The 16,693-nt window shown below is 43.8% G+C and carries 18 protein-coding genes; 13 read left to right on the top strand and 5 right to left on the bottom strand.

The window, feature by feature from the left end; all coding sequences use genetic code 11:
• The first annotated feature begins 98 nt into the window (after positions 1-98).
• The 4 genes from ACMXYW_RS07340 (at position 99) to ACMXYW_RS07325 (ending at position 3,865) form a co-directional block, all read left to right on the top strand.
• A complete protein-coding gene (locus ACMXYW_RS07340; RefSeq protein WP_415881432.1) occupies positions 99-530 on the top strand; it encodes a MaoC family dehydratase in 432 nt (143 codons plus the stop codon).
• Positions 531-714: 184 nt separating this feature from the next.
• The gene (locus ACMXYW_RS07335) at positions 715-1,194 is read left to right on the top strand and encodes a DUF523 domain-containing protein (protein WP_415898401.1); all 480 of its coding nucleotides are present in this window, start codon (positions 715-717) and stop codon (positions 1,192-1,194) included.
• 25 nt (positions 1,195-1,219) lie between these two features.
• A complete protein-coding gene (locus ACMXYW_RS07330) occupies positions 1,220-2,062 on the top strand; it encodes a mechanosensitive ion channel family protein (protein WP_415898402.1) in 843 nt (280 codons plus the stop codon).
• 78 nt (positions 2,063-2,140) lie between these two features.
• Positions 2,141-3,865 (top strand): proline--tRNA ligase, encoded by a 1,725-nt coding sequence (locus ACMXYW_RS07325; protein WP_415898403.1) that lies wholly within the window; start codon positions 2,141-2,143, stop codon positions 3,863-3,865.
• Positions 3,866-3,926: 61 nt separating this feature from the next.
• Here the strand turns inward: ACMXYW_RS07325 and ACMXYW_RS07320 are convergent, their stop codons facing one another.
• Genes ACMXYW_RS07320 through ACMXYW_RS07310 form a run of 3 tightly spaced genes read right to left on the bottom strand, consistent with a single transcriptional unit; the run spans position 3,927 to position 6,545 of the window.
• The gene (locus ACMXYW_RS07320; protein WP_415898404.1) at positions 3,927-4,952 is read right to left on the bottom strand and encodes an HDOD domain-containing protein; all 1,026 of its coding nucleotides are present in this window, start codon (positions 4,950-4,952) and stop codon (positions 3,927-3,929) included.
• 45 nt (positions 4,953-4,997) lie between these two features.
• Positions 4,998-5,273: an acylphosphatase gene (locus ACMXYW_RS07315; protein ID WP_415905744.1), complete on the bottom strand. Its 276-nt coding sequence runs from the start codon at positions 5,271-5,273 to the stop codon at positions 4,998-5,000.
• Positions 5,274-5,291: 18 nt separating this feature from the next.
• The gene (locus ACMXYW_RS07310; protein ID WP_415905743.1) at positions 5,292-6,545 is read right to left on the bottom strand and encodes a YihY family inner membrane protein; all 1,254 of its coding nucleotides are present in this window, start codon (positions 6,543-6,545) and stop codon (positions 5,292-5,294) included.
• 143 nt (positions 6,546-6,688) lie between these two features.
• Between ACMXYW_RS07310 and arsC the strand changes: the two genes are divergently transcribed.
• The 8 genes from arsC to ACMXYW_RS07270 all read left to right on the top strand — a co-directional run bounded on the left by arsC (position 6,689) and on the right by ACMXYW_RS07270 (position 12,263).
• Entirely contained in the window at positions 6,689-7,039 is a 351-nt protein-coding gene (gene arsC, locus ACMXYW_RS07305) for an arsenate reductase (glutaredoxin) (protein ID WP_415881439.1), read from the top strand.
• 1 nt (position 7,040) lies between these two features.
• On the top strand, positions 7,041-7,643 hold the full coding sequence (gene wrbA, locus ACMXYW_RS07300; protein WP_415898406.1) for an NAD(P)H:quinone oxidoreductase: 603 nt from the start codon (positions 7,041-7,043) through the stop codon (positions 7,641-7,643).
• A gap of 37 nt (positions 7,644-7,680) precedes the next feature.
• Entirely contained in the window at positions 7,681-8,121 is a 441-nt protein-coding gene (locus ACMXYW_RS07295; RefSeq protein ID WP_415905742.1) for a DUF2069 domain-containing protein, read from the top strand.
• Between the two features lie 8 nt (positions 8,122-8,129).
• A complete protein-coding gene (locus tag ACMXYW_RS07290; protein ID WP_415905741.1) occupies positions 8,130-9,776 on the top strand; it encodes a SufS family cysteine desulfurase in 1,647 nt (548 codons plus the stop codon).
• A gap of 27 nt (positions 9,777-9,803) precedes the next feature.
• Positions 9,804-10,274 (top strand): nucleoside triphosphate pyrophosphohydrolase family protein, encoded by a 471-nt coding sequence (locus ACMXYW_RS07285; protein ID WP_415881443.1) that lies wholly within the window; start codon positions 9,804-9,806, stop codon positions 10,272-10,274.
• Positions 10,275-10,276: 2 nt separating this feature from the next.
• On the top strand, positions 10,277-10,531 hold the full coding sequence (locus ACMXYW_RS07280) for a zinc ribbon domain-containing protein (RefSeq protein WP_415881444.1): 255 nt from the start codon (positions 10,277-10,279) through the stop codon (positions 10,529-10,531).
• Positions 10,532-10,916: 385 nt separating this feature from the next.
• Positions 10,917-11,318 carry a hypothetical protein gene (locus tag ACMXYW_RS07275; protein ID WP_415905740.1) on the top strand — a complete coding sequence of 134 codons (402 nt, stop codon included), beginning with the start codon at positions 10,917-10,919 and terminating at the stop codon, positions 11,316-11,318.
• A gap of 54 nt (positions 11,319-11,372) precedes the next feature.
• Positions 11,373-12,263 (top strand): LysR substrate-binding domain-containing protein, encoded by an 891-nt coding sequence (locus ACMXYW_RS07270; RefSeq protein WP_415905739.1) that lies wholly within the window; start codon positions 11,373-11,375, stop codon positions 12,261-12,263.
• 4 nt (positions 12,264-12,267) lie between these two features.
• On the opposite strand, the gene ACMXYW_RS07265 is transcribed toward ACMXYW_RS07270, so the two are convergent.
• Together ACMXYW_RS07265 and ACMXYW_RS07260 are read right to left on the bottom strand one after the other, a co-directional pair.
• Positions 12,268-13,131: a LysR substrate-binding domain-containing protein gene (locus ACMXYW_RS07265; protein WP_415896332.1), complete on the bottom strand. Its 864-nt coding sequence runs from the start codon at positions 13,129-13,131 to the stop codon at positions 12,268-12,270.
• A gap of 142 nt (positions 13,132-13,273) precedes the next feature.
• Positions 13,274-15,199 (bottom strand): DNA topoisomerase III, encoded by a 1,926-nt coding sequence (locus tag ACMXYW_RS07260; RefSeq protein ID WP_415905738.1) that lies wholly within the window; start codon positions 15,197-15,199, stop codon positions 13,274-13,276.
• Between the two features lie 116 nt (positions 15,200-15,315).
• Here ACMXYW_RS07260 and ACMXYW_RS07255 point away from each other — a divergent pair, with 116 nt between their 5' ends.
• Positions 15,316-16,683: a diguanylate cyclase gene (locus ACMXYW_RS07255; RefSeq protein WP_415905737.1), complete on the top strand. Its 1,368-nt coding sequence runs from the start codon at positions 15,316-15,318 to the stop codon at positions 16,681-16,683.
• The last annotated feature ends 10 nt before the right edge of the window (positions 16,684-16,693 follow it).

Here is a 16,693-nt window from a genome sequence, read left to right as displayed (position 1 = left end):
TCTTACGAATTGTTACTAACTGATTTTATACATAGGCAGAGATGCTTTCTTTTGGTTATGATGCGCAGATTGCATATTCTATTTAAAGGAACATCCCCATGCAGGAACTACACGGTTACTACCTAGAAGATTTAGAAGTAGGTATGAGCGATAGCTTTGCCAAAACCATTACTGATGCAGACGTGTGCATGTTTGCGGGTATTTCCGGTGACACTAACCCAGTTCACATAAATGATGATTACGCTAAAACAACGCCATTTGAAAAGCGTATTGTCCACGGCATGTTTAGTGCTGCGCTAATCTCTACTGTTGCAGGTACTAAGCTTCCAGGGCCGGGTGCTATTTATGTTGATCAACAGATTAAGTTCCGTGCACCTGTATTTATTGGTGATACAGCGAAAGCAACACTAACAGTTGAAGAGATTGATACACGCCGCCGACGCGTAAAGTGCAAAACAGACGTAACTGTAGGCGATAAAGTTGTTGCTACAGGTACAGCAACCTTTATGGTTGATAAGAAAGAAGCTTAATTTCCTCTTTCTATGCGCTAGCTTTATCTAAGCTAGCGCCTCCTACCCCATATTTATCACTCCTTCCTAATTTTCATGATCCTTATCAATAGAATCGATCAAATTCTAGACTTTAGTCGATTGCGATCCTTCTACCCATGAGTAGAATGTGCCAGCAAAAAAATAACAACAAAAATGGACTACCATGAAGAAGATTTTAATTAGCGCCTGCATGCTAGGTGATCGCGTACGCTATGATGGCGGCCATCACTTAATTGACCACCCAACATTGCAGCGTTGGCACAAGGAAGGCCGCTTTGTCCCTATCTGCCCTGAAGTCGCTGGTGGCTTAAGCACACCGCGCCCACCAGCAGAAACTCAGTGCAAATTCCCTATTTTAATCACGACACAAGATGGCAACGACGTTACGCCTGAGTTTTTATCAGGTGCTGAAAGAACCTTAGAAATTGCCAAACGCGAAGGTGTCGCTTGCGCGCTTATGAAGGCTAAAAGCCCTTCTTGCGGCAACAAACGTATCTATGACGGTAATTTTTCCGGCAACCTCGTTGAAGGCTCAGGTGTAGCCGCAGCTGAATTAATGCGTAACGGCTTCCCTGTATTCAGTGAAAAAGAACTACCTGAACTCTTTGCTTTTATCGAAGATTCTGAAAGGATGACGGCCTGAAACGAATTAGTTAAGAGGCCTATTAATGGAGCAAGAGATTCAAAACGAGCTAGAAACCATTACTCGTTTAACAAATATGGTCATAGATTTTTTCGTCAATTACAGTTTTCAGGTAATTGGCGCAATCATCATCTTTTTGATCGGCCTGATTGTCGCTCGATCAATAGGCAAGTTCGCTCTTAAGCTATGCGAAAGGAATAGCGTTGATGTTACCCTGAGCTTATTTATAGCCAGTACCGTAAAACTGCTAATCATAGCGATGGTATTGGTGATTTGTTTAGGTAAATTTGGTATCAGCGTTGCGCCTTTTGTGGCAGCGATCGGCGCAGTATCTCTAAGTGCTGGACTAGCTCTACAAGGCGTGTTCTCCAATTATGGTGCAGGTTTCACCATTATCTTGACCCGCCCTTTTGTCGTCGGTAATACAATTACGATTAACGATATTTCTGGAGTCGTAACAGAGATTAAGCTCGCACATACCCTACTGGCCACAGAAGACGGCGAGATCATTACAATTCCCAACAAGCACATCGTCGGCGAAGTAATAACCAATTCTTTCGCTAATAAAGTTGTCGAAGCCTCTGTTGGCATTAGCTACAGTGCAGATCCAGAGGTTGCGATACACGTAATCAAACAATCCTTAGCCCAGTTTGATGAACTCTCCCAAGAATCACCGCCACAAGTGGGCATCGAAGCCTTTGCAGATTCTTCTATCAATATTGCTTACCGTTATTGGGTGCCGACTGACCGCTATTTTGAAGTGCAATATCAAGTGAATTTAGCTGTATTTAAAGCACTTCAAACCGCCGATATAGAAATTCCATTCCCTCAACGGGAAGTTACATTGAAAAATGCAGCTGCTGAGTAGTTTTTTCCTTGGCAGCACCACTGCAGCCACCTACAATGTGGCGATTTGAAACGAATTTAAAATTGATTGAGTAAAAGTATGCGCACTAGCCAGTATCTCATATCCACCGTTAAGGAAACGCCATCTGATGCAGAAGTCATCAGCCACCAGTTGATGCTTCGAGCGGGCCTTATTCGTAAAGTTGCTTCAGGTCTTTATAACTGGTTGCCGCTTGGCCTTCGCACGCTTCGTAAAGTTGAGCGTATTGTCCGCGAAGAGATGGACAAATCCGGTGCGATGGAAGTTCTAATGCCAGCAATTCAGCCTGCTGAGCTTTGGGAAGAGTCTGGACGCTGGGAACTTTACGGTCCTGAGCTACTGCGCGTTAATGATCGTCACAACCGTGAATTCTGTGTAGGCCCTACACACGAAGAGGTAATTACTGACCTTATCCGCCGTGAGATCAAAAGCTACAAACAGCTTCCTGCAAACTTTTACCAGATCCAAACGAAATTCCGTGACGAAATTCGCCCTCGCTTTGGCGTAATGCGCTCACGCGAATTCATCATGAAGGACGCATACTCTTTCCACGTAGGTCAGGAGTCCCTTCAACAGACATACGATGTAATGCACCAAACTTACACTAACATTTTTAACCGCCTAGGCTTGGATTTCCGCCCTGTACTTGCGGACACTGGCTCTATCGGTGGTGCAACATCTCACGAATTCCACGTACTTGCTGACTCTGGTGAAGATGATATCGCGTTCTCTAATGTCAGCGATTACGCAGCAAACGTAGAATTAGCTGAAGCATTATCTCCTGAAGGCGATCTAGCAGCGCCATCTGTTGAGATGACGACAGTAGATACGCCAAATGCGAAGACGATTGATGAATTGGTTGAGCAGTTTGATCAACCAATTGAGAAAACAGTTAAAACGTTGATCGTTGCAGCATCTGAAGAGTGCGAAGCAGATTTTGTTGCTCTATTGGTTCGTGGTGATCACGAGTTAAACGAGATCAAGGCAGAGAAACTTGCACAAGTTGCTGAACCACTAGAATTTGCTACAGAAGAACAGATCCGCGATCTAATCGGTGCAGGCCCTGGTTCCCTTGGCCCTGTTGGCTTAAACATCCCTGTGATTGTTGACCGTACGGTTGCTAAAACATCTGACTTCAGTGCTGGCGCTAACATCGACGGCAAGCATCTATTTGGTATCAACTGGAATCGCGATGTCGATCTACCAGAAGTCGCAGATCTTCGTAACGTTGTTGAAGGTGATCCGAGCCCATGCGGTGACGGTACACTTGTCATCAAACGTGGTATCGAAGTAGGTCATATTTTCCAGCTAGGTCAGAAATACTCAAAAGCCCTAAGTGCTGAAGTATTGGATCAAAATGGTAAGTCTGTAGTAATGGATATGGGCTGTTACGGTATCGGTGTTACCCGTGTCATTGCAGCTGCGATTGAGCAGAACCACGATGACGGCGGTATTATTTGGCCAGAAGCGATCGCTCCATTCCACGTTGCACTAATCCCGCTTCAATACGATAAGTCTGATGAAGTACGCGAGCTAACTGACAAGCTGTACAATGAACTACAGCAGGCAGGTTACGATGTAATCATGGATGACCGTGATAAGAAGACTAGCCCTGGGGTCAAGTTTGCTGACTCTGACCTTATGGGTATCCCACACCGCGTTGTTATCTCTCCTCGAGGTATCGAAGCGGGTACTTTGGAATACAAAGGCCGTCGCGACGACGAGAAACAAGACGTTGCAGTAGACGGTGTACTACCGCTACTAGCTGAGCGTATCAATCTGTAAGCTTTACTTCAGATTAGAACATCATAAAAAAACGGGCTTTACGCCCGTTTTTTTATTGCTTTCAATTATCTTCTACTGGATACAGTTTTCTGTAATCATCAACAGTTGAACCGGCCTGCTGAAGGCGCCATACCAACTCAAACTCAGTGATTTCACCTTCACTAAATAAGGCATGTAATTCCGCATAAGCATTGGCCAAGAACAACGCTACCGATTCAGACTGTCGGCAATCACCTTGCACTTCCATCTGAAACTCAAGGATAGGTGTATACCAATCCTTTGGTAGCTCCCATACTTCACATGCACGTCTAGTCAAAGCATTTGAGTAATCAGCTAACAAATTACTAAATACTTGCGGGTGTGGCTGTTGCTTTCCATCGGCATGTAACTCTATGAGCTTTTTAAAGATAATCAGCTTACCTACATCGTGAATTAAACCAACAAAGTAAGCTAGATTTGGATTACCACCAATCACTTCTGATATTTTTTTAGCATTATTAGCCACCTCAGAAGAATGTCCCCATAACGCTTTGCCAAATACTTCGAAATAAAAACTATCGATCTCAAATTTATCTGCCACCAAAGATGATAAAACAACATCCTTTAATCTTTGCTGGCCCAACATACTTAGCGCATGCTCTAAGTCTTTAATCTCCATGTCTGAGCCAATAAACGTAGGCGAATTGGCAATAGAAATAACTTTACCGGCAAGCGCAGGATCCTCTTTTATAGCTGTTACAATTCTCTCTTGAGGAGAATCTGGATCAACCAAAGCGTTCATCAATAAAAGTGCATTCTTAGAAAGCTTAGGTATAGATTCTTCGTCTAAGCTCTTTAATTCTTGCTCCAGAACAACTCGTAATGATTCTTCTTGCTTGGCTGATTCCTCTGTAATTACAGCCCTTACACCTAATAAATTACTGATAAAGGAAAATGATAATTCTCTGGAATGTTCTATCGTTTGCGGTGAAGCATCTTTTTCTTCAACTTTCTGTATTTCTTCGTCAAAAGCCTGAGCTTTAAGCACACTCTTTTTAGCAGAATGTTCATTTCCCAAACCAACAAAAGATTTTAATTTATCAAACATAGTCCCTTCCAAAGACTGTTGTAACTTAAATGATAGTTTAAATGATTAGCGCACTTCGAAGGTTTGAGGCGCATCAATGCTATCAACTCTATCACTAATAACCTCAGCCACGTTCGCTAACTCTGGTCCTTGGCTCAGCCAAGCTTCTAGCTGAAGCACAGCCTGCTCTTCACCCGTGACCATTAGTTCGACCCGTCCATCATTTAAGTTTCTAACCCAACCCTGGACACCTAAAGATAGCGCCTTTTCTTTAGTTGATTGTCTAAACCAAACACCTTGGACTCGGCCACTGACAAATGCATGAATAGATAAATCTGCCACTTTCAAAAACCTAAAAATTTAACCGTTGATTTGTTTTGTACTGCTAATACTGTTTTCATCTTTGTCAGAAAACAATGATTCTAAAGTTAGAGAAAAAGCCTGCTGCTCCTGTTCTGAAGTTTTCACTAATTTTTCGTTAAGTACTCTCTCCCACTCTACTAAGCTGCTAGTAGTTACCGGTAAAGGTGTAGGCCAAGGAAGTAGTTGGTTAAGTTGATATAACGTTAAGCTGCCTAGATCACGGCTTAATAGGTATTCACCTTGGTCACTGCGTTTGACAATACCACCTTCCAACAGAATCTTTAGATAGCTATCCCAACGCCCCTGATCCAAAGCATCTACCTCTTGTAGAAGCTTGTGATCCGAGATTGATTCCCCCTGCTGTTGAGCCTTCCATAAACGGTGCAACACGGCCACAACCGAATATAGATGCGGAAGATCATTAGTTCGCTCATTAGGCCGATAAACTGTAATACAGCGCGTCAGCTCAGCACCCATCAATATGATGACCCAACTGATAAAGATCCAAAGTAGAAATAGAGGTACAGCTGCGAAAGCACCGTAGATTAGTTCGTAAGATGGGAACTGGGTAACAAACGCAGTAAAGCCTCTTTTTGCCGTTTCAAATAACAGTGCTACGCCAATACCGCCTAATAGCGCACTTTTAAACGGTACTGGGCAGTTTGGTACAGCTACATACATCAAAGTAAAAGCGGTAGCCGACAGGATTGTAGGTAATGCTGACAATAAGCGCGCACGACCCACCGCCTCTGTCGCCTCACTGATAAACGGTAAACTTGCGATATAAGAGGTTAAAACTAAACCTAAACCGATCAAAATTGGCCCCAAGCTCAAAATAGCCCAATAAAGCAGAAAGCTTGATAGTCCTTTACGCGGTTCATTCACTCGCCAGATACGATTAAATGCTGCCTCTATATTTTTCATCATCATAATCGATGTGATGGCCAGCAATGCAATACCTACTGCGGTTAATTTACGTGCTTGAGAAGAGAAATCGTTGAGGTAATCCTGTACTACGGCGCCGGTGGCAGGCACGAAATTATCAAACACCCACTCTTGTAGTTCCTGTCCCACTCCTTGAAAAGAGGGAACTGCCGCCAACATCGCGTAAGACACAGTCATCAATGGGACTACAGCAAACAGCGTGGTATAAGTTAATGCCGCCGCATTAAGAATCCCTTGATTCTGCAGAAACTGTCGAAATAGATAACGAATAAACAGTGTAACGCGGTGATTTAACAGCGAAGCCATTTCCATCCTCATAATAATCAGCTAAGCACTGGCCTAAAATGCAGTTCCTTCATGAAATCTGCAACACAGGCGTATACAATATCGCATAATCCAACACAATGAACGGATCATTTCACCTTGATCCCTTAGTACGGTATAGCACAATGAGTGAAGTAACTATCTATCACAACCCGCGTTGCTCTAAGTCTCGCCAGACTCTAGCACTATTAGAAGAGAACGGTGTAGAGCCACAAGTTCGTAAATATCTTGATGAAGCCCCTTCTGCTGATGAGCTGAAAGTAGTGCTAAGCCAGTTAGGTATTTCTGCTCGCGATCTACTTCGCAAAAAAGAAGCTGAATTCAAAGAAAACGGCTTAGATGATATGTCTCTTTCTGAAGATCAGATCATTGAGATCATGACCAATGTGCCAAAACTAATCGAACGCCCTATCGTTATCAAAGGCGATCAAGCACGAATCGGTCGTCCACCAGAGTCTGTTCTGGAAATCATCTAACATGAGCGCTCCCTACGTCCTCGTTCTCTACTACAGCCGCCACGGTGCCACGCAATCGATGGCTAAACATATTGCCCGTGGTGTAGAACAGTCTGGCATTGAAGCTCGTCTTCGCACTGTACCTGAAGTTTCAACGGTTGCTGAAGCAACAGAACCTTCAATTCCTGATCAAGGCGCACTTTACTGCTCCGAACAGGATTTAGCCAACTGTGCTGGTTTAGCGTTAGGGAGCCCGACTCGTTTTGGAAATATGGCATCGCCATTAAAGTATTTTATCGATAGCACTAGCAGCTTATGGATGTCAGGTGCGCTGATTGATAAACCTGCTGCTGTGTTTAGCTCCAGTTCTAGTTTACATGGCGGCCAAGAAACTACTTTGCTTACCATGATGATGCCTTTACTACATCACGGCATGGTCATTGCCGGCTTACCCTATTCCGAATCTGAGTTATTGAAAACTAAAAGCGGCGGCACTCCTTATGGGCCGACACATGTAGCGGGGCCAGACAATAGCAATGAGCTAGACCCAATCGAAAAGAATTTATGTATTGCCCAAGGTAAGCGCTTGGGTGAACTGGCCCGCCGATTAGCAAACAACGTTTAATTTTAAACGCCTAGTAAAACCACGAGAGTACAAGCAGTTGAAAGCATATATTCCTGATGATCACGATTATCAAAGCAAAGCTAAATTAGGGCGTATCCTTTGTGTAGGAAGCTACCTAGGTTTGCTTGGCTGGTTTACGCTTTGGCACCTTTTCCTTATTCCTGTTCCAACCGGAAAACCTTGGGTTATTTGGCTTATCCATATGGCTCCACTGCTAGCATTTGCAGGGGTGATTATTAAGGGTAATCCTCGTGGACACGCATGGCTTTGTTTTGTGCTTCTACTGCTGTTTATGCAGGCGGTATTAGCTGCGACTAATCCAAATACGGCTATCTATGGCATTGGCTATTCCTTACTTGTAGGTGCGCTTTTCACCAGCGCCATGATGTACACACGCTGGCGTGCGCGCTATAACAAACAGCTGGCTCACTGGGCTGAACAAGCTGCAGATAAAGATGATGCATCTAAGGATAGCTAAGCCAAAGCATGCGAGATCCTAAGACTTTATTACAGGACATAAGAAAGCAGTTTCCCATTTTAAATCAAAAAGTTAACGGAAACTCTTTAACCTTTTTAGACAATGCTGCTACAACTCAAAAGCCGCAATGTGTCATAGATTCTGTCTCTGAATATTATCAGCAGAGCAACGCCAATGTTCATCGTGCAAGTCATGCGCTCAGCGCGGATGCTACGCTGCTTTTTGAGTCTGCTCGCAGCACCGTTGCTCGCTATCTGAATGCCCGCAGTGAAAAAGAGATCATCTGGACACGGGGTACGACAGAGGGGATCAACCTAGTTGCCAACAGCTGGGGCCAGCAGTTAAAAGCTGGCGACGAGATCATCTTAAGTACACTGGAACATCACGCTAATATCGTTCCTTGGCAGATGCTTGCTCAGCGAAAAGGCGTTGTTCTAAAAATCATTCCGCTCTTAGATAATGGCAAGTTAGATCTAGAGCAATTTGAAAAGCTACTTTCCAATAAAACCCGCTTAGTTGCGGTAACTCATGCATCTAATGCCTTGGGAACGATTAACCCTGTGAAGCGCATTATAGAGTTAGCCCATCAAGCTGGCGCGCTAGTGCTTATCGATGGCGCGCAAGCTCTACCCCACCTTCAGATTGACCTTCAAGATCTCGATGCTGATTTTTACCTGTTTTCGGGACATAAGGTTTTTGCTCCAACGGGTATTGGTGTTTTATACGGCAAAGAAGCACTGCTATCTGCTATGACTCCTTGGCAAGGCGGGGGTGAGATGATCAAACACGTGAGTTTTGATCAAACGACTTATAACGATCTGCCTTTCAAGTTTGAAGCAGGCACACCGAATATTAGTGCCACCATCGGTTTAGCAACCGCTCTGAACTGGTTATCTAGTTTTGATCGATCATTACTGGAACAACACGAACAACATTTGCTTAAAACAGCTATCGATGGCTGTTCTCAAATCAAAGGGTTTAATCGTATTGGTTCAGCATCTGAGTGTGTCAGTTTGTTATCTTTCACACTGACCGACCAACATCAGCAAGATATTGGCCTGCTGTTAGATCAACAAGGTATTGCTGTCCGTACAGGGCATCATTGCGCAATGCCTCTGATGCAGAGGCTGGGCTTACCGGGTACGACACGAGCATCTTTCGCTTTTTATAATACTGAAGCGGAAGTGAACCATTTTATGCAGACACTGGATTCGATTACTCGCCCTACGGCTGTGGCTGTTGAATCAAACTCATCGCCAGAATCCTTGATCGATAAGCTTAAAGGTATCTCAGGCTGGAATGCTCGTTACAGAGAGATAATGCTGCTTGGGAAATCTGCTAAAGGCCTTCCCCAACAGTTAAAAACAGACGAACACCTCGTTAAAGGCTGTGAAAGCAATACTTGGCTGGTCATTAATAAAGAGCCCAACGGTACGTTAACCTTTGCTACTGACTCAGATGCCCGTATTATTCGTGGATTACTGGTATTGGTTGAAAACGCTTTCAACCATAAAACAGCGGATCAGGTCTGTGCTTTTGATGTCGACGGTTTGTTTAAGCAACTAGAACTTGATCGTCATCTAAGCCCATCACGTGGTAACGGACTACGTGCTGTCATCGACAAAATTTATAAGTTTGCCCAACAAGCAAACTAAGACAACTGAATTCCTTTTGGAGCAACAATGAGCAACTTTACTGACGTTTCTTACCTAAACACCGTATTTGGTAATGAACAAGGCAATCTTGAAAACCCAAATTGGGAAAAAGCTGGCAAGCAATTACACCTAATCAAAGAAGAGCTAGCTGAATTAGTTGAAGGACTCGAAAACAAAGATACCTCTGAAATTCGTGATGCTGTAGCAGATATCCTTGTTGTGACTTACGGTATGGCCCACATCATGGGTATTGATGCCGACAAAGATATGGCTGCTGTTCAAGCAAGCAACCTATCTAAGCTGTGTAAGACGCAGGACGAAGTTGACCAAACATTGGCTTTTTACCAGAATGAAAAGCAACTGGATGTATACGTAGGCGGTGAACTACCTGAAGCCTACATCAAATCCTCCAAGGACCAGGAAGGCAGTGATGGTAAATTCTACCCTGCTCACAAATTCCTAAAATCTATCAACTGGCATGAACCTAAACTGGACTAATTATGCCTACATACGATTATCGCATTGAAGCGACAGGTGATGTGGTTGAAGTGAAGCACACTATGGCTCTAACCCCTAAGACTTGGGGTGAGCTATGTATTCTCGCTAATCTAGACCCACAAGAGATCCCTGAAGACTCGGAAGTTACAAAACTTTTATCAACCGCAGGAGTTGTTAAAAGTTCGACACTCAAAAATCCTGAAGCGCCTCCTTGCATGAGTGGTGGCGGCTGTCCAAGTGGTGGCTGCGGTTTTTGACAGCCATAGAAAGGTGAGTGATAGTAGATAATACGAGTCACTCACTTTTTCAAAGGCTGGATGCCACACTATGCTTTAAGGGCAAACACCAGAACGACAAACAATTCTGAATTGGGCCAAACAAGGCCATATCAAACCAGACGACGTAGAGCTTGCTTTAGCACTTTCTCATGCCTCTCCAAGCAACAATCAACGATAAGCTATATGTGCATGCCTTAATTAATCAATCATGCAGATTCCAAGCACTAAATATTTCCCAATACCATCAATAAGATTGATGATTTATTCAAAATACTATTGGGCCATGGAGCTTAAACACATACTAAGGCTTTCAGGGATTGATATTTTGCCTTAGACTTACTAAAGGAAAATACGGGGAAGGATTATGAACACCAAAATTAATCTACTTGTCGCGAGTATTGCTTTGACTGCTGGTATCGCAACGCCATTAACTGCCGTGGCCGAAGATAAGCAATATACGTGCTCCTACACACATGCCAGTTACACGGCTCCATTTATGAAAGCGCCGAAGACGCGTAACTGCCCGCAAGGCCGCTGCAGTTATTCTGTTGTAATTAAAAATGACTCTGCTGTTGTAAACGGTGTTGCTGGCTTTAGCGTTGAACAGTCTGATGAACAGATCAAGTTAAGTCGAACGGCTAAAGACCCAGTTATGGGCGGTATGGACACAACAAACTTGACCATTAATAAATCTGATATGAGCTTCCAGAGTGTTAAGACGACAACGCCTTCTGTTGTACTGACAACCCAAGGTAGCTGCTCTTAAATTCTGAGTTTTATCAAACTGCCCTTATGTAATCATCCATAGTTGTAGCTTTCTATGAACCTTAATGATGTCCGTTTGTTTATTCAGGTAATTGAGCACAATGGATTTACCGCAGCCGCGGATAAATTAGGCATTCAAAAATCGACTATAAGCCGTCGCATTACTCAGCTTGAAGATGACTTAGGTTTAAGGCTTTTACAACGTACGACTCGTAAATTAAACCTTACTGCTGACGGTCAAAACTTCTACGAACGCTGCCTGCCCCTTTTTTCCGAACTAGAAGATATCGAGAATCACGTTACTTCCACTCAAGGTGAGCCCAAGGGTCGGTTGCGCATTACCATGCCACCTGAAATTGGGATATTCATTATGAATGACCTAATTTCCAGCTTTATGGAGAAGTACCCGCTCATTCAGATCGATATAGAACTCAGCCCTCGTGTCGTCGATCTTGTCCAAGAAGGGATCGACTTAGCACTGCGTGTGGGAAATTTAGATGACTCGAGCCTCGTCGGGAGTAAGATCGCCAATGCGTCTTCTAAGTTATATGCCAGCCAAGCCTATATAGATCGATTTGGTGAACCACTAACTCCAGACGATTTAAAAGAACATCAATGTATCGGCACTCATCTAAACTCCAATGAATGGGTCTTTGAAAACTGGAATGAAGGTAAAGCGGTTTCCATTAACTTCCGTTTACGTGCGAATAGCTTAAGCTTCAGCCTGGAGATGCTTAAACGTAATTTGGGGATTGCTCGCTTACCTAAAGCGTTCTGCATTGATGAACTTGAGTCAGGGGAGATAAAAGAAGTATTAGCCGATTATAAGGTGCCTACTGTAGGTATCCACGCGCTCTACCCTAGCCGTAAAAACCTAAATCCTAAGGTCCGTTTATTCCTAGACCATGTTGTTGAAAACCTAAAAGCCCATCCTTGGCTTAAATAGCTAATTAAGCAGCTGATTCCCACTCAGGCGGTTTACCATCAAACAGCGCTAGTAAAGTATCTATGCCTGCCATATCAATAGCATTTTTATGCGTAATCATAATTGTAGGTATCTGGCTAAACTGATCATCGAGCACCTCGAGATTTAGATCTTTTGCGTACCTCGACTCTTCTGCCACCTTCCTAGGTACTAAAGTGAAACCTAAACCTACAGCCACACAACCCAAGATCCCTTCTTGAGTTCCCATGTCTAACACCTCAGTGTCTAATCTGCCATTATCACGTAGCCAATTTAGAGCCTTATCTCTGTACGCACAGCCTTGTCTGAACATGATTAACGAGTCTGGAACATCCACTCCTTTCGCAGTGGCCAAAACCAACTCTTCCATTAACACCTGACGACAAACAAGATCCTTGTGCTGTACCGGCCCACCAACAAAGGCACAATCAAGTTTGTAATTAAGAACAGCTTCAATCAATTGACCACTGGTTTCTGTTTGCACTCGAGGTAACAGATTAGGGTGTTTTTTTCGTAGGGATTGGATCAGGCCAGGCATACGAACCGCGGCGAAGGATTCCATAGAACCAATCCTAATCTCCCCTGTGGCTTCTCCTACTTGTTTAACCGCGATACTGGCTTGATGTTCTAGTTGCAGTAATTGGTTAGCGTAATCCATCAAGGTATAACCTGTAGGCGTCAGCTCAAGTTTGCGCCCTTTACGATAAAACAGGGGCGAACCTATCTCTTCTTCCAACCTTTTGATTCGTGCGGTGACGTTAGATTGAACAGTATGTAGCTCTTTCGATGCAGCTTGAACACCACCGAATTCAACCACGTATTTAAAGGTTTTGAGTGAAAGAAGTTCCATAAACTACCCTGCGCTCCCAATGCTTAGTTCATCAGAAGTGAATGACTAACTTGAAAGCGTCATTATATGAGATATATCGAACACAAGATATTGAGATAAACCCTAAATAGATTAACTGGCCAACAAGATAACTTTCTTCACCTTAAGCTTTGGATTTCGCCTCGGGTTTGGCTTTCCTTCTGCGTGTTTTCTTATAAGCAGGTTTCGGCTGTTGTTTGATATTACGTAGCAGTTGCACATCCATACTGTTCGCCTTCTGAATCATCAAAGAGATCTCATCAGTCAAAGGCTGCATAAATGTTTGATAATTTAACTTCTGCTCACTGATATCATTCAATGAAGCCTCCCAACGAGCTGTCATATCAGGCTTACTCGCGTTATCTGGGAGGCTATTAATTAGCGCTCGGCCTGCTTCGGTACTCCGAATAGTTTTACCCTGACGCTGTAAGAAGCCCCGTTTAAACAGTAATTCGATGATACCAGCTCTTGTCGCTTCTGTGCCTAGGCCATCGGTTTCCTTAAGCACCTTTTTAACATCGGTATCTTCAACAAATCGCGCAATACCTGTCATGGCTGCTAAAAGGGTTGCATCGGTAAAAGGCTTTGGTGGCTGAGTTTCTTTATCTATGACCTCTCCTTGCTCACAATAGAGGGTCTGTCCAACAGAGAGATTAGGAAGTTGTACTTGATCGTCTTCGCCCTCTTTTTTACCAAACAGGACCTTCCAGCCGACATCGAGTACTTGTTTAGCGGAAGCAGTAAACCTACCGCCTTCAATCAACACCTCGACTCGCGTTTCTGAATAGCGATGATCTGGCATAAACTGGATCAGATACTGCCTAGCCACCAGCTCATAGACTTGCTGCTCTGTTTTATCCAGGCGAGTGAAATCTACAGTTTTACTAGTCGGAATAATCGCATGATGGGCTTCAACTTTACGATCGTTCCAAGCCTTTCCCTTTTTGTTTAAGTCAATCAGGCTTTGATGCGGTTGAAACTGCGGGCAATGCTTAAAGACAGCTGACGATACTTTAGCGCCCTCCGCAAAATGACCTTGGGGTAAGTAGCGACAGTCCGAACGCGGATAAGTAATTAGCTTATGTTTTTCATACAAACTCTGGCAGGTATCCAAAACTTGCTGAGCATTTAAAGCAAAACGTTTATTCGCATCAATTTGCAACGCAGATAAATTGTAAGGGAGTGGAGCCCCTGCCTTTTTAGGCTTTTTCTCTAAAGCAGTTACTTCGCCCGGTTTAGCTGTAATACGCCCAGCAACGTTTTCCGCTAATGGTCTAGAGAGCACTCGCCCTTCTTCATCCTGCCATTTTTGACAAGCGTCACTCGGCTGCCATTTAGCTTTAAATCTCTCTTCGCTATCTGCCTTGAGATGAGCCAAGACCTCATAAAATGGTTTGGCTTTGAAGTCATCGATCGCCTGATCACGTCTTACCACCAATCCCAATACAGGCGTCTGTACCCGCCCAACCGATAAAACCCCTTGGTAACCCGCAGATTGTCCTTGCAATGTGTATGCACGGGTTAGATTTATACCATAGAGCCAATCAGCTCGACTCCGAGCCAAAGCGGATACAGAAAGAGGGATAAATTCTCGGTTATCTCTTAACTGCGCAATCGCTTTTTTCACAGCACTTGGGTTGAGGTCACTGATCAGGCAGCGTTTCATGCTTTGGCGCTTATACTGGGGCAGTTTCAGAAAGTCGATTACTTCATCAACTAACAGCTGCCCTTCACGATCAGGATCGCCTGCATGAACAAGCTCTTCGGCCTCTTTACAGAGTTTTCTTAGTAACGCTATCTGTTTACGCGTTTTTGGTTTGGCCTGCATCTTCCATTCAGAAGGGACAATGGGAAGGTGCTGTAGATTCCACTGTTTAAAACGCGGGTCATACTCGCCCGGTTCAGCCAGTTCCAGAAGATGACCGAAACACCAACTAACCACATCACCATTAGCGGCGCGAATACAACCCTCTTCTTTTTTCAATGGCTTAGGTAGCACATCGGCAATGGCTCGTCCTAAACTTGGCTTTTCGGCTATGAATAAACGCATACTCAAAATACTGTATATAAAAACAGTCAAAGAGTAATCTAAACACTCCTGTCATTCCAGAAAAAACAGCTACGCTTATGTATATTCACCGAAATTTGCAGTAGTGTGTTCAGAACATGCGGAAATTTACACTTCGATTTTGTTTACCTTGGCTGGTCGGCCTAATCGTCACCGCATGTGCATTTGTCACGACCGGATGGCTGGTTAAGTTAGATCACAATATCCATGATCAACAAGATAAAGCGCAGGTTGAAGCTAGAATCAATTATCTCACTTCGCGCATACAGCTCGCGCTGGATGACAACCTCATCATTATCGAAGCTTTGGAATCACTGCTTCTGCTACAAAACGATATAGATGAGAACGACTTTCAGATTTTAACCACACGATTTTTGTCCACTAGAACAACCATTCGACAAGCTCAATTGGCTCCCGATGCAATCGTTAAGCATATTTATCCCATCATTGATGGCAATAAAGTGATTGGATTGGACCTACGAAAAATCCCTGAACAAAAAGAAGTGGTGGAGCGATCCATAGCGATGAAAGAGATGATCATGGCCGGCCCACTAGATCTAGTTCAAGGCGGGCGAGGTGTTATTGCCAGACAACCCCTTTACAACCGTGAAGGCACTGAAACCAAGTTCTGGGGTTTCATCACAATAATCATAGATTTAGATAGGATATTCAAAGAGACGGGGCTAGCTCTAAGCGATGAGCTGGCTACCTACGCTATTCGCGGAAGTGATGCAAAAGGCAAGCAAGGGGATGTATTCTTTGGTTCCTCTTCAGTATTCGACGAAGAGTATCTTAGTAGTTTCATAGAAGTCCCTGGTGGCTTTTGGCAACTGTCGGCACGACTCGAGAATGATAACCATGTCCATGACATACCGATGTCATATTTAACCGGCTGGGCAGCCCTTGGCTCTCTGATTCTCGGCTTACTAAGCGGGTTTACATGTAGCCTACTCAATAAAACCTATCAACGCTCAATTAGTGATCCCCTTACATCACTCTTTAATAGGCAACATTTCAGAGAACTAGCAGATACAGAAATACAACGAGCACAAAGATATCAACTACCCTTATCGATCATCATGATCGACTTAGATTTTTTTAAGCAGATTAATGATAACTATGGACATCAAGCGGGAGATTATGTGCTTCAGAAGTCGGCCAAAATAATAGAGTCAACCTTAAGAGTGGGAGATATTGCAGCACGTTACGGAGGTGAAGAGTTTATTGTTTTGTTGCCTCATAGCGACGAGGCTGACACTCAAATTTGTGCAGAAAGAATTAGAAAGGCGCTGAATACCAAAATAAAACTTCGTGGCGCATATCATACGCTTTCAGCAAGCCTAGGCTGCGCCACCTTGGATTCTAACTACACTAATTATGACCAGCTAGTCAGCGGTGCTGACGATGCCCTCTTCTTAGCTAAAGATCGTGGTCGAAATATAGTTATAGCGACCAAGCAGCTTTAATATCCTACTC

The organism is Neptuniibacter sp. QD48_55 (genome assembly GCF_047778115.1).
Lineage (GTDB): Bacteria > Pseudomonadota > Gammaproteobacteria > Pseudomonadales > Balneatricaceae > Neptuniibacter.
The sequence above is the reverse complement of the archived record's forward strand: the minus strand, read 5'-3'. Positions and strand labels throughout refer to the sequence as shown.

Excerpts from the sequence above, each read along its gene's own strand:
- ACMXYW_RS07340 (WP_415881432.1), top strand. The coding sequence starts at position 99 with ATGCAGGAACTACACGGTTACTACCTAGAAGATTTAGAAGTAGGTATG.
- ACMXYW_RS07335 (WP_415898401.1), top strand. The coding sequence starts at position 715 with ATGAAGAAGATTTTAATTAGCGCCTGCATGCTAGGTGATCGCGTACGC.
- ACMXYW_RS07330 (WP_415898402.1), top strand. The coding sequence starts at position 1,220 with ATGGAGCAAGAGATTCAAAACGAGCTAGAAACCATTACTCGTTTAACA.
- ACMXYW_RS07325 (WP_415898403.1), top strand. The coding sequence starts at position 2,141 with ATGCGCACTAGCCAGTATCTCATATCCACCGTTAAGGAAACGCCATCT.
- ACMXYW_RS07320 (WP_415898404.1), bottom strand. The coding sequence starts at position 4,952 with ATGTTTGATAAATTAAAATCTTTTGTTGGTTTGGGAAATGAACATTCT.
- ACMXYW_RS07310 (WP_415905743.1), bottom strand. The coding sequence starts at position 6,545 with ATGGCTTCGCTGTTAAATCACCGCGTTACACTGTTTATTCGTTATCTA.
- arsC (WP_415881439.1), top strand. The coding sequence starts at position 6,689 with ATGAGTGAAGTAACTATCTATCACAACCCGCGTTGCTCTAAGTCTCGC.
- wrbA (WP_415898406.1), top strand. The coding sequence starts at position 7,041 with ATGAGCGCTCCCTACGTCCTCGTTCTCTACTACAGCCGCCACGGTGCC.
- ACMXYW_RS07290 (WP_415905741.1), top strand. The coding sequence starts at position 8,130 with ATGCGAGATCCTAAGACTTTATTACAGGACATAAGAAAGCAGTTTCCC.
- ACMXYW_RS07285 (WP_415881443.1), top strand. The coding sequence starts at position 9,804 with ATGAGCAACTTTACTGACGTTTCTTACCTAAACACCGTATTTGGTAAT.
- ACMXYW_RS07280 (WP_415881444.1), top strand. The coding sequence starts at position 10,277 with ATGCCTACATACGATTATCGCATTGAAGCGACAGGTGATGTGGTTGAA.
- ACMXYW_RS07275 (WP_415905740.1), top strand. The coding sequence starts at position 10,917 with ATGAACACCAAAATTAATCTACTTGTCGCGAGTATTGCTTTGACTGCT.
- ACMXYW_RS07270 (WP_415905739.1), top strand. The coding sequence starts at position 11,373 with ATGAACCTTAATGATGTCCGTTTGTTTATTCAGGTAATTGAGCACAAT.
- ACMXYW_RS07265 (WP_415896332.1), bottom strand. The coding sequence starts at position 13,131 with ATGGAACTTCTTTCACTCAAAACCTTTAAATACGTGGTTGAATTCGGT.
- ACMXYW_RS07260 (WP_415905738.1), bottom strand. The coding sequence starts at position 15,199 with ATGCGTTTATTCATAGCCGAAAAGCCAAGTTTAGGACGAGCCATTGCC.
- ACMXYW_RS07255 (WP_415905737.1), top strand. The coding sequence starts at position 15,316 with ATGCGGAAATTTACACTTCGATTTTGTTTACCTTGGCTGGTCGGCCTA.